The following is a 12,898-nucleotide window of genomic DNA, read 5'->3' on the forward strand; positions in this document are numbered from 1 at the left end:
GGCGCGGCGCACTTGGATGAGGACGTGCCTACAAGAATACGCGGTTGGAGAGCGCCAAATGGTCATTACTGTTTCTGATAGCGCCGGGTTGATTCTGGCTCTCAACGCTGCGACCGGCGGAGAGCGAATCGAACTACTTGCGGGCGATTACGAGAGCGTCACGCTCAAGGATTATCGATTCGACACGCCGGTGACCATCACGAGCGTCGAAGCGGATGCGCCGACTATTTTCGGCGGCCGGGTGAACGTGGTGGACAGCGAAGGGCTTAACTTCGAAGATCTGCATTTCAAGCTCGCCGACGACGTGCCCGCCTCCTGGGCGGCGCAGTTCGCCGTGGTTGGTTCCGAGGATGTCTCGATCACAAATGTCGCGCTCGAGGGCCGCATCGCGACCACAGAGGACGGCCCGGCCCCGGAAGACGTCACGCCTGAAAACTACACGATGAAAGTTGTCGCGGACTACGCTTTCGGGCTCGGGTTCTCGATCGCCGGCAGCAACGACGTCACGATCGACAATGTGGATATATCCGCGGTCCGGATCGGTTTGAAGATATACGAAACGGAGAATTTCGAACTCGTCAATTCGCATCTCCACGATATTCGTAGCGACGGCGTGAACATCGCAGGATCGAGCGACATACGTATCGCGGACAATCTCTTCGACAGTTTTCATCCCTACACCAGCTACGAGTATCCCTTCAGCGACCACCCGGACTTCATCCAGTACTGGGGCACCAACGGCGAGGGCGGCATTCACGACCTGGAGATCGCCGGCAATCTCTTCCTGCAAGGAACCGGCGGCACGACCCAGGCGATCTACGGGCGGATGAACAACAACTCGGGAGATCTGGGAGATACCACCTTCACCGGCCTCTCGATTCACGACAATCTGATCAACACCTCGCATCCCAACGCGCTCCTGGTCAGCGATTGGCGTGATGTGGAAGTCTATAACAACACGCTGCTCCCGGCGCCGCCGCCGCCCGGCGTCCCCCTCACGACGGACGGACTGCCGCGGATTCTGGTGACGACCGACGCCAGGCCGATCGACGGCGGGTACGACCTCACCCTCGGGATTCTGCCTGAGAACGTAATGGTCGCGGACAATCTGGTTGTCGGCAAGAAGGATGGTTACGGCGTCTCCGTCGATTATTTCGACCCTCGGGAAATGGCCGATCAGAACGTGGTGATCGGCGACAACGCGTTGCTGAGCGTGGAGAGAACATCCTCGAATTTCTGGGGCAATCTGTTTCCCGACCTGCTGGATACGCCGGCTACAGACGTTTCGAACCTGATCGGACTCGATATCGGCGGCGTCACCGAAATCGCCGACTGGCTGGTCGAGGCGGCGGCGAAGGTCGATACGGTTTCGCCGAGGCAGGTCGCCGGCGGCGATGGCGACGACGTTCTCGTCGCAACCGAACTCGGGGGGACGCTGATCGGCGGCGCCGGCGACGACCTGCTCAGCGGCGGAGCGGGACAGGACCTGCTCATCGGCGGCCTGGGCGGGGATACGATGACGGGAGGCGGGCGTGGCGACACATTCAGCCTGTCCGCGCCTCCGAAAGGCGGCCACGCGGTCGATGTCATCACGGATCTGAATTTCGACGCCGGGGACCACATCATCCTGGGCGAGGGGTTTCCGAGGGGGTTCTTCGACGACGACCTCGACCCCGACAACGCGATGGGGACCTTCGCAGGCGATTCCGGCGTCATACTGCATGACGCCGCGGATATCGAAGAACTCCTGATGAGCGAGAATGTCACCGGTGTCACGACCGAGGCCGGGGACCTGGAATTGCGCTTCGATTTCGACGGCTACGGCGGCGTCGACTACGTGCTGCGGCTGGAAGGTTACGCGAAAGCCGAGGGCGACAGAACCGACGCGACGGACGGAAGCGGCGGGGACGACGCTTCAGACGGTAGCGACAGGGCAGACGCGTCAGATGGTAGCGACGGGGCGGACGCGCCCGATGAGGACGCGCCGACCGATACCGCCGCCGCCCCCGCAGGACAGGACATTATCGGGACGGAGAACGGCGATCGTCTTGTCGGCACGGCCGCCGCCGAGACCATCGACGGGCTTGGTGGACGGGATCTCTATTTTGGCGGCGGCGGCGGCGACATTCTGGTCATGGGCGACCAGGACGGCGACCAGTTCCGTGGCTTCGACGCCAGCGTCGACCAGCTCGACCTGTCGGCCTGGGGCGTCCAGGGATTTGATGAGCTCTCGATCTTCGAGCGGCCGTCGGGTTCCGCGTCGGAGAATGGGCCGTCGATCACCATCCGCGACCTCGCCGGCGTCAACGTCACACACACGTTCGGCGAAAATGGCCTGAGCGCCGCTGATTTCACGGCCGCGAACTTCATTTTCGCCGATACTGCGGATCTTGAGGTGATCGGAACATCCGATACGGCCGGCGAGCAGCTTTTCGGCCGGGCCGGGCACGACCGGCTCGACGGCGGCGCCGGCTATAACGCGATGACCGGATTCGGCGGTGACGACATCTTCGTGATCGGCCTCGGGCGCGGCGATATCGTCAAGGATTTCGGGAACGGCGCCGACAGGCTTGACCTGACCGCGTGGGGCGCTACCAGCCTCGACGATCTGAAAATCACCGAATCCGCCGGAATGATCTCGATCTCGGACTCGTCCTGGCGCCTGGCGCGTCTGGAGCGGGGGGAAACCGGGGTGAGCGCCGCCGACCTGACGGAAGAAAGTTTCATCTTCGCCGATTCGCTGGTCGGCTGACCGGGCGCCTCATCACGGCCTGTTGCGCCGGAAGCCGGCGTCAGCCACCAGCGCAAGCAAACTCAGCGTTCCCCGCGCCGCGCCGTCGCGACGACCATGGAGACGATGAAACAGGCCGCCGCAGGCGCGACGATGCTGGGCCCGGACGGACTGGCGAACACCCAGGACGCCCGATGACCCGGCGCCGCCGCCTGGTCGCCCCCTTTGTCGGCGTTTCACGTCATGTCGGCGATCTCGGGCGTTGGCGGATCGAAATCGGCGGCGAACTTCCTGAATATTTCGGAAACCGGATTCCACGTGGCGCGGCCGGCCATCGCCACTATCTCCTGCGGAAGCAGCGGCTCTTGGCGTCTCGGCCCGGCATGGAGGAACGAGAGCCGAAGATCAAACGCCGAGGATGTCGGCCAGAAGCACGTGCAGGCAAAGCCCGGCCAGCCCGCCGATCAGCATGCCGTTGAAGCGGATATATTGCAGATCGCGACCGATATTCGCCTCGATCAACAGGGTCAGCTGCGCAAAATCCCAGCCTTTCACCTGATCGGCGACAAAGCCAGAAACCGCCTGTTTCTGCTCCGCGATGAAAGCGGAAACCGCCGTTACGACGCCTTCGTTGATATCGGCGCGAAGCTTCGGCTCGGTCTCCAGATTGCGGGCGATATCCATGAAGAGTCCGGTCAGCCGTTCGGCCAGCACCGAAGTCTCCGCCGTCGCGTCCTCTTGCACATAGGTGCGAAGGCTGGCCCACATCTGATCGGCCACGGCGCCAAGTTCGGGGCGCGACAGGATCTGCGCCTTCGCCGCTTCAATCCGCGCGCGAAATTGCGGCGAGCGTTTCAGCCGGCGAAGATAGGCGCGGAAGAATTGCTCGAATTCGGCGCGCAGTTCATGTTCGGGATCCTTGCGCACATCCTCCATCAGCGCGCTCGCGGTTCGAAGAATCCGGCGCAAGATGATCGTGTCCGCGCGGAAGAAATTGAGAACGGTCGGCAGCTCCTCGGCCACCTTCTTGCGGATCGCCTCGATCGCATCCTTGTCATTGAGAAAGCGGTGGAGCGCGGAAATCACTTCATCCAACAGCTTCTGATGCCGGCCGTCCCGGGCCATGCCGTCCATAAGCTCCACCACCAAAGGCGCGATATCGGCGTCACGAAGCTGTCTCATGACGCGCTCGGCGGCGAATTCCTTCAGCCCCGTCTCCTCCATCGCGGCCATCATCTGTGGCGCGAGGCGCGCGACGAACCGGGCAAGGCCCTCGGACCGGTCGCGTGCGCCCAGCCAGCGGATCATCTCCTCCGCGAAGTCGACCTCGCGAAGCTTCCTGACGACGGGTTCCGGCGCGAGGAAGTTCCTTTCAATGAAGGCGCCGAGATTGTCGCCGATGCGATCCTGATTGCGCGGGATAATCGCGGTGTGCGGAATCGGCAGGCCGAGCGGCCGGCGGAAGATCGCGACGATGGCATACCAGTCCGCAATTCCACCGATCGCCGCCGCCTCCGCGAAGGCGGCGAGGTAGACGAAGGCGGGTGAGAACGGCGTCAGGAGCTTCGCCGCGACCAGGAGCGCTAGACAGAAAGCGAGCGCCAACGTGGCGAGGCGCTTTACCTTGCGCAACTCCTCCAGCTTGCGCCGTTCATCGGTGCCGAGTCGCGTGACCACGTTCCGCCATTCGCAGTGGGGGCCCGGGCAAGGGCCGATGTCATCATATATAGGTTGCGGGCCCTACGCCGCCCATGCTGCATCGCATCATTTTTTCACATGCAACGTTCAAGTCTGCCGCGCGCATGACGACGAAAAATGGATGAGCACCCCTATTTTATTGTAACAAATTAATTTTTTGGCACATAAGCCATTGCACACAGCGATTGCAAAATATGTTGCATATGCGAACACATCGCCTATATACGCCTTGTCCCGGGCCACGAAGCGGACGGGCGAGCACCATGGCTTCCAGCAAGAATGGATTATAGAGATGACCACGACCAGAAAGAAAACCACCGCCAAGAAGACCGAGCCGAATGCCGGCGCGACGAAAATCGCCGATGGCGCGCGCGAGTACGTGCAGCGCACCGCCGCCTCCGCCAGGGAGCGGACCGACAGCGCTTATGAGGGCGTCTCCAAGTTCAACTCCGGCCTTGAGAAGACGATGAACCGGCTCGTGACCGGCTATGTCGGCATTCTCGGCGAAGTCGCGGACGCGACCCGCTCGAACCTCGTTCACGCGATCAGCACGGCCGAGAAAGTGGCGCAGGCGAAAACCCTGGCCGAAGCCGCGCAGATCCAGATCGATTTCGCCCGCGATAACGCGACCGCGAATTACGACCGCGCCCGCAACGCCGTCAGCGCGACGCGCGACGTCGTGGCCGAAGGCGTAGACGCGATCCGCGAGGGTGTCTCCGGCGCGTGGTCCCATGGCCAGAAAGCCGCCTGAGCTTTCAGCCAGTCGAATACCGGACAGTGAGAGGACACGGCCCGCCCCATCGGGGCGGGCCGTTTTCGTCCGCAGGACCGCCGCAGCGCCCCTCCGGCGTGGCGCTATTCGCCCGGCGTCGGGCGCCCGCCGATCTCCCGCTCCAGCATTTTCTCGATGGTTCCTCTTGGCGTCGTGAAGCGCGCCAGAATGTCGTAGAGCACGGGCGTCACGAAGAGCATCAGAACCGTGGCCAGCGACAGGCCGGCGACGATCACGCTGCCGATGGCGATCCGGCTTTCGGCGCCAGCGCCGCTCGCCAGAACAAGAGGAAGCGCCCCGAGCACGGTGGCGACCGAGGTCATCATTATGGGCCGGACCCGAAGCACCGACGCGTCGATCACGGCCCGGCGCACATCGCGCCCTTCATCCCGAAGCTGGTTGGCGAACTCTACGATCAGGATCCCGTTCTTGGCCACCAGTCCGATCAGCAGAATGACCCCGATCTGACTGTAGATGTTCAGCGACAAGCCGCCGAGCGCCATCGCGTAGATCGCGCCGGCGAGGCCGATGGGCACCGTGAGCATGATCGCGATCGGGTGCACGAAGCTCTCGAATTGCGCAGCGAGCACCAGAAAGACGATGAGAAGCGCCAGCCCGAAGACGTAGCCCGCGCCGGCGGCATTATCCTTGAATGCGCGCGATTGCCCTTCGTAACTGAGCTGCGCTTCGGCCGGCAATATCTCCCGCGCCGTATCCTCCAGCGCGCTCAGCGCCGCCCCGAGATCGTAGCCTTCCGCCAGCGCGGCCGATAGCTGAATCGAGGGCAGCCGATCGTAGCGGCGCAATGAGGGCGCGGCGGCGTTCTCGGTCAGCGTGACCAGCGCGCCGAGCGGCACCAGCGTCTCCCCGTCGCCGGACCGCACGAAGATGTTGGCGATGTCGGAAGGGGTGCGCCGATCGGCGTCCTCCGCCTGCAGAAGAACGGGGTATTCCCGCCCGCGGGTGACGAAGCCTGTGACCTCGCGCGACGCCAGCATGGTCTGCAGAGTGGAGGCGATCGTCTCCGCCGAAATGTCGAGATCGTCGGCGCGGCGCCGGTCGATCTCGACATCGAGTTGCGGCAGATTCTCCTCGTAGTCGATCTCCGGGTTCACCAGGCCGGGATTGGTTTTCGCCGCCTCAAGCATCTTCGCGGCCCAGATCTTCACGCTTTCGAAATCCGGACCGCCGATCACGATGCGGACCGGCGTGGAGGAGCCGCGCAGGCCGAGCCCGGCCGGCGTCACCGGAAAGCCGCGCGCGACGGTCACCCGACCCATCTGGGGCGCGATATCGCGGACGATATCGGCGATGTTGCGTTCGCGCTCTTCCCAAGGAGCGAGGCGAAATACGACAAAGGAACGATAGGCGCGGCCATAACTCCCGGAAAAGGTGAAGATCGCGGCGATTTCGCCGCTCTCGCGGAACGGCGTCAATATCTCCTCGACCTGCCGCGCGGCGATGTCGGTATGCTCCAGCGTCGAGCCCTGCGGCGCGGTCAACGGCACGAAACCAACCCCGCGATCCTCCGGCGGGGTCAACTCGCGCGGCAGGCTTTCGTAGATCGGGACCGCGCCGAGGGTTACCGCGACGGTGACGGCGACGATGACGAGAGGCGCCCTCAGCGCGCCGGTCAGCAGACGCCGGTAAAGCCTCAGAAGCGGCCCTTCGCGGCTTGGCGAAGCGCCCGCCTTCCGCTCACGCCGCGCGGAGAGGACCTTTGAGGCGAGCGCTGGGCAGGCGGTCAGCGCGACGAAGGTGGAGATCGCCACCGCGCTCGCCATCACGAAGCCGAACTCCACGAAAAGCCGCCCGACCTGCCCCGGTAGAAATGATAGCGGAACGAACACCGCGATCAGCGTCACCGAGGTCGCCATGACTGCGAATGTAACCTGCCGCGCGCCGCGAAAACTGGCCGCGAGCGGGCTTTCACCTTCCTCGATGCGGCGCTGGATGTTCTCCAGCACCACGATGGCGTCGTCCACCACCAGACCGATGGCGAGCAGAAGCGCAAGCAGCGTCAGCGTGTTGATCGAGAAACCGAAAGCCCCGATCAGGATGAAACAGCCGACAAGCGCGACCGGAATGGTGATCGCCGGCACCAGCGTCGCGCGAACCGAACGCAGGAAAAGCAGGATCACCAGGATCACCAGCCCGAGCGAAATCATCAGCGCCCGCGTCACCTCGCGGATAGAGGCGCCGACAAAAATCGCGTCGTCTGAACCAATGGAGATCGCCATGCCTTCCGGCAGCGTGTCGGCGATCTCGGCGATCTCGGCGCGCACCGCCTTGGATATCGCCAGCGTGTTCGCCTGACTCTGGCGCAGGATCGCGACGCCGATGGCGTCCGCCCCGTCCGAGCGCACGATAGTGCTGTCGTCCTCGACCCCAGGCGCGACGCGCGCGACATCGCCGAGCCGCACCGGGTAGCCGGCGACCCGGTCAATGACGATATCGCGGAAATCGTCGATCGAGCGCAGCCGGCTGTTGAGCCGCACGGTGAGCTGGCGCTCGACCGACTTCACCTCGCCGGCCGGGAGTTCAAGATTGTTGCGCAAGAGCGCGGCCTCGACATCGGCGACGGTCAGGTTGCGCGCCGCCAGCGCCCGCCGATCCAGCCAGATACGCACCGCGAAGGGCCGCTCGCCATAGATGTCCACGGTGGCGACGCCGTCGATGGTCGAGATCCTGTCGGTGATGTAGCGATCGACATAATCGGTGATCTCCGCCGTCGTCATCCGCGTCGAAGTGATGGCGAGCCGGATCACCGGGTCGCCGTCCGCGTCGCTCTTGACCACCTGGGGCTGTTCGGCCTCTTCGGGCAACTGGCCCAGCACCCGCCCAACCGCGTCCCGCACATCGTTCGCGGCGATATCGACATCGCGCCCGGTCTCGAATTCGATCACGGTGCGGCTACGCCCCTGCCGGCTTTGGGAACTGATCGACCGGATGCCGGCGATGGTGGAGATCGCGCCTTCGATGGTCTCGGTGATATCGGTGTCGACGACTTCCGATGCGGCGCCGCGATACTGCGTGGTGACGGTGACCACGGCGGTGTCGACATCGGGCAGTTCCCGGATCGGCAGCTCCATGAGCGCGGAAGCGCCGAACACCAGGATCAGCAAGCTCGCAACCGCCGCCAGAACCGGCCGGCGAACGGAAATGTCGGAAAGCGTCATGATTTCGGCGTCTCTTCGGCCGACGCGACGCCGCCGATCACTTTCACCGCCGCGCCGTCGCGTACGCTCTGCAATCCGCGGGTGATCACCGCGTCGCCATTCGCGAGTCCAGACTCGATGGCGATGACGCCGGATTTCCTGAGCCCGGTCTTGACGGCGCGGCGCATCGCCCTGCCATCCTCCACGACGAATACGAACATGTCGGCAGCCTGCGTCACGATGGCTTCTTCGGGAACCACGAGCGATTCCTTGGCCGACAGGGTGAGCGAGAGCGACATGAACATCCCCGCGGGAAGCTCGCTATCGGGATTGGGGATCGTCGCGCGCACCTTGAACGAACGCCCGACCGGATCGACGCGGCTATCGATCGCAGAGACCTCCCCCGCGAAGACTCGATCCGCGAAGGCGGCGCTCGTCGCGGCGATCGGCATTCCGAGCGCGATTTCGGCGAAAAGCGTCTCCGGCAGCGAAAACTCGACCTCGATCTCGCTCAAATCGTCCAGCCGGGTCAGGACGTCGTCATCGTCGACGCGCGCGCCGATATCGACATCGGTCAGCCCGACATGTCCCGCGAAGGGCGCGCGGATCACCCGGTCCTCCAACCGTCGCCGGGCGCGATTGAGGGTCGCTTCGGCGACGGCGAGACGCGCGTGCGCCTGTTCGAGCGAGCTCGCCGCGATCGCCCGACTGCGGCGCAATTGCTCCGCGCGCTCGGTCGCCCGGCGCTGCTCGTCGACAAGGGCTTCGGCTTCGGTGAGATCCGCGCGCTGGATCTCGTCGTCGAGCCGCGCGAGCACAGCCCCCGCCGCGACCGCGTCGCCAGGCGCGATCGCAAGCTCCACGAGGCGTCCGGAGGCGAGCGGCGTGATCTCCACCGATTGGCGCGCGCGGGTCGTTCCGACCGCCTCAACAGTGCGCTCCAGCGTCACGACCTCGGCGATCGCGATCTCCACGGAGGCGGTGCGCGGACCGCGAGCGCCGGACTCGGTCGCTTCCGCCGCCTCGAAATAACGCTGGTAGCCGAGTAGCCCGGCGTAGCCGAGGCCGCTCAGCACAACAAGAATCAGCACTTGCCGCCAGATCGCCATTCACCGCTCCGAATTCACCCGGGCGGCGCGCCCACTGCGCCGCGCAGGTCACCCCGGGCGGCGGCCGATGCCGCCCAAGGTCAATATATCGCGGGCGGACGTCGAGGTCGACAACCTCTCACCAGCGCGCGCCCGCACAGCGTCTACACGCGCGATGCGCCCGAATCCGGCGCGGGGCGGCGGAAAATCGATGCAAGCGAATCTCTGGCTTCGACTTCGCGTTCGCGCCGGTGTTTCCGGCCGCCCTCGAAAGAGCGGTGATGGGCGGGCCCTTCATCACTCTTCCCCGGCGGTCTCCGGTCCTATCGGCTTGCCGATCAGCCGGTGAACCTTCTCACGGGACCACTGGGCGACGACGTAGAGCGCCGGGATGATGAAGATGCCGACGAGCGCCGCCGCAATCATGCCGGAGAACACGGGAACGCCAACGCCCTTGCGCGCGAGCATCGAAGCGCCAGTCGCCTGAACCAGCGGGAAAAGCCCGGCGATGAAGGCCAGGCTGGTCATCATCACCGCCCGGAAGCGGGCTTTCGCCCCTTCTGTCGCCGCGTCGATGATCGGCATGCCGTGTGCGCGGCGCTCCATCGCGAACTCGACGATCAGGATCGCGTTCTTCGCCGCGAGCGCGATCAGGACCACGAGCCCGATCTGCGCGTAGAGATTGTTGTCGAGCCCGAAGAACAGCAACCCGCCCAGCGCCCCGCAGACCGCGACGGACACCGAGAGCAGCACAGCCACCGGAATGGTCCAGCTTTCATAGAGCGCGACCAGAAAGAGATAGGCGAAGAGCACGGCAAGAACGAGCACAGCGGTGGTTTTGCCCGCCGCCTCCTTCTCCTGCTGCGCCGTGCCGGTCCAGTCGAAACCGAATCCGGAAGGCAAGGTCTCGGCGGAGATCTCCTCCATCGCCGCAATCGATTCGGAGGAGGAAAAGCCCGGCGCCGGCCCGCCATTGAGTTTCACCGTGCGGTAGTTGTTGTAGCGGGTGATCGCCTGCGGGCCGAGCACGAGCGAGACCTTCGCCACCGCCGCGATAGGCACCATTTCACCATTCGTGTTGCGCACATGGATGCGGGAGATATCGGACACCGCCGCACGGTCGGATTGCCGCGCCTGCACGCGCACCTGCCAGGTCCGGCCGAAAAGATTGAAGTCGTTCACATAAAACCCGCCAAGCGTGGTCTGCATCGCCGAGAACACATCGCCCACCTCCACCCCGAGCGTCTGAACCCGCTCGCGATCCAGATCGAGACGAAGCTGCGGAGACGCGGCGTTGAAGGTCGTGAAGACATTGGCGAGGCGCTCATCCTGATTGGCGGCGACCATCATGCCGCCAGCCGCCGCGGCGAGGTCATTCACTTCTCCACCCCGAAGGTCGAGCAACTGGTATTCAAAGCCCGAACCGGTGCCCAGACCGATGATCGGCGGCAGGTTGAACGGAATCGCCTGCGCCTGCCGCACGGCCGCGAATGTGCGGTAGGAATATGCAAGCGACGCGTTGACCGAATCCGCCGGATCCTCGCGCTCGCCGAAAGGCTTCATCATCGCGATGGCGAAGCCTCCGTTGGACTTCGCGATCCCGTCGAGAAAGCTGTAACCGCTGACCGTGAAAACATTCGCGACACCCGGCGCGCCCGCCATGACACGCTGGACGTCCTTCATCACCTCGTTGGTGCGGTTGGTCGAAGCGCCCTCCGGGAGCCGAACTTCAACGAAATAGGCCCCCTGATCCTCGATGGGCAGGAAACCCGATGGCGTCAGCTTGAAGAGCGCGCCGGCTCCGAAAATCGCAAAACCGAGGAGCACGACCCCAAGGATCGCGCGACGCGCGATCGCGCCCGCCACCTTGCCATATCCATCCCGCACACGGTCGATCTGGCGCGAGAACCAGCCGAGCGGGCCGCGTTTCGGGCCGGTATGGGGCTTCAGCAGTATGGCGCAGAGCGCGGGGCTCAGCGTCAGGGCGTTGATCGCCGAGATCACCATGGCGAAGGAGACGGCGACGGCGAACTGCTGGAACATCGTGCCGCTGATCCCCGGCACGAATGCGACAGGCACGAAGACCGAAAGCAGGACGAGCGTGATCGCGATGATCGGCGCGGTGATCTCCTTCATCGCTTCGCGCGTCGCGTCGGGGACCGACAATTCCGGCCGCGCCTCCATCACGGCTTCGACATTCTCGATCACCACGATGGCGTCGTCGACGACGATGCCGATGGCGAGGACGAGCGCGAGCATGGAGATGGTGTTCAGCGACAAGCCGAGCGCCAGCATGAAGGCGAGCGCGCCAATCAGCGAGACCGGCACCGCGATGAGCGGGATGATCGTCGCGCGGACGCTGCCGAGAAACAGATAGACCACCAGCACCACGAGGATGAACGCCTCGACCAGGGTGATCAGCACTTCGTCTATGCTGGCCTGCACGAACTCGGTCGTGTCATAGGGGATCTGCCACTGAACTCCCTCCGGGAAGGTGGATTCGAGGCGCTCGATATTCGTCCGGACGTTTTTCGCGGTATTGAGCGCGTTGGCCCCCGGCGCGAGATAGATGCCGACCATCGCCGTCGGCTGGCCGTTGAAGAGCGCGGTCGAACTCGAGCTTTTCGCGCCAAGTTCGACCTGTCCGATATCCTTCACGCGGATGAACGAACCGTCGGTTTCCGCCCGAACCACGACGTTCTCGAATTCCGCAACCGAGGTCAGGCGGCCCTTTGTCGTTATGTTCAGTTGAAAGAGCGGGTCCTCCGTCATCGGCTGCGCGCCGATCTGCCCGACCGCCGCCTGCACGTTTTGCGACTTGAGCGCGGCGACAACGTCGTTCGGCGTCATGCCGAGGCCTGTCAGCCGGTCCACATCGAGCCAGATGCGCATCGAATAGTCCTGCGCGCCGAACATGGTCGCGTCGCCGACGCCTTCCGCCCGCTTGATGCTGTCGAGCACGTTGATGGTGGTGAAGTTCGACAGAAAGAGGTTGTCGTACCGGCCCTCGCTATCGGTGATCGCGATCACCTGAAGCAGCGCCGAGGTTTTCTTCTTGGTGCTGACACCCGCCTGCGTGACCTCCGCCGGCAGAAGCGACGAAGCCTGCGCCACCCGGTTCTGCACATTGACGGTGTTGATATCGGGGTCGGTGCCGGACTCGAAGGTGACGGTCAGGGTGTAGCTGCCATCGGCGCCGCTGGTGGAGCTCATGTAGAGCATGTCGCTGACGCCGACGATCTGCTGCTCCAGCGGCTGGGCGACGGTCGCTTCCACCACCGAGGCGTCGGCGCCGGGATAGGAAGCGGTGACCTGCACCTGCGGCGGCACGATATCCGGGAACTGTTCGACCGGCATGCGGGTGAGCGAGATCAACCCCGCGAGGGTCAGCACGATGGAGATGACCAGCGCGAATCTCGGCCGGGAGATGAAGATGCTGGAGATCATGGCG

General features: G+C 64.4%; 6 protein-coding genes. 2 read left to right on the top strand and 4 right to left on the bottom strand.

Annotation, left to right across the window (positions count from 1 at the left end):
* The first annotated feature begins 58 nt into the window (after positions 1-58).
* Positions 59-2,752: a right-handed parallel beta-helix repeat-containing protein gene (locus G5B40_RS12220; protein WP_165099016.1), complete on the top strand. Its 2,694-nt coding sequence runs from the start codon at positions 59-61 to the stop codon at positions 2,750-2,752.
* Positions 2,753-3,136: 384 nt separating this feature from the next.
* Here G5B40_RS12220 and G5B40_RS12225 read toward each other — a convergent pair whose 3' ends face one another.
* Complete coding sequence (locus G5B40_RS12225; protein WP_165099018.1) at positions 3,137-4,408, bottom strand: DUF445 domain-containing protein; 1,272 nt, start codon at positions 4,406-4,408, stop codon at positions 3,137-3,139.
* Between the two features lie 313 nt (positions 4,409-4,721).
* Here G5B40_RS12225 and G5B40_RS12230 point away from each other — a divergent pair, with 313 nt between their 5' ends.
* The gene (locus G5B40_RS12230) at positions 4,722-5,180 is read left to right on the top strand and encodes a phasin family protein (RefSeq protein ID WP_165099021.1); all 459 of its coding nucleotides are present in this window, start codon (positions 4,722-4,724) and stop codon (positions 5,178-5,180) included.
* 104 nt (positions 5,181-5,284) lie between these two features.
* Here G5B40_RS12230 and G5B40_RS12235 read toward each other — a convergent pair whose 3' ends face one another.
* From G5B40_RS12235 to G5B40_RS12245, 3 genes are all read right to left on the bottom strand, one after another.
* Positions 5,285-8,380, bottom strand: coding sequence for an efflux RND transporter permease subunit (locus G5B40_RS12235; RefSeq protein WP_165099023.1), 3,096 nt, complete (start codon positions 8,378-8,380; stop codon positions 5,285-5,287).
* On the bottom strand, positions 8,377-9,468 hold the full coding sequence (locus G5B40_RS12240) for an efflux RND transporter periplasmic adaptor subunit (RefSeq protein ID WP_165099025.1): 1,092 nt from the start codon (positions 9,466-9,468) through the stop codon (positions 8,377-8,379). The genes G5B40_RS12235 and G5B40_RS12240 overlap by 4 nt, the downstream gene beginning before the upstream one ends.
* A 276-nt stretch (positions 9,469-9,744) precedes the next feature.
* A complete protein-coding gene (locus G5B40_RS12245) occupies positions 9,745-12,894 on the bottom strand; it encodes an efflux RND transporter permease subunit (RefSeq protein ID WP_165099027.1) in 3,150 nt (1,049 codons plus the stop codon).
* Positions 12,895-12,898: the final 4 nt, after the last annotated feature.

Origin of the sequence: Pikeienuella piscinae (assembly GCF_011044155.1) — a bacterium.
GTDB classification, from domain to species: Bacteria; Pseudomonadota; Alphaproteobacteria; order Rhodobacterales; family Rhodobacteraceae; genus Pikeienuella; species Pikeienuella piscinae.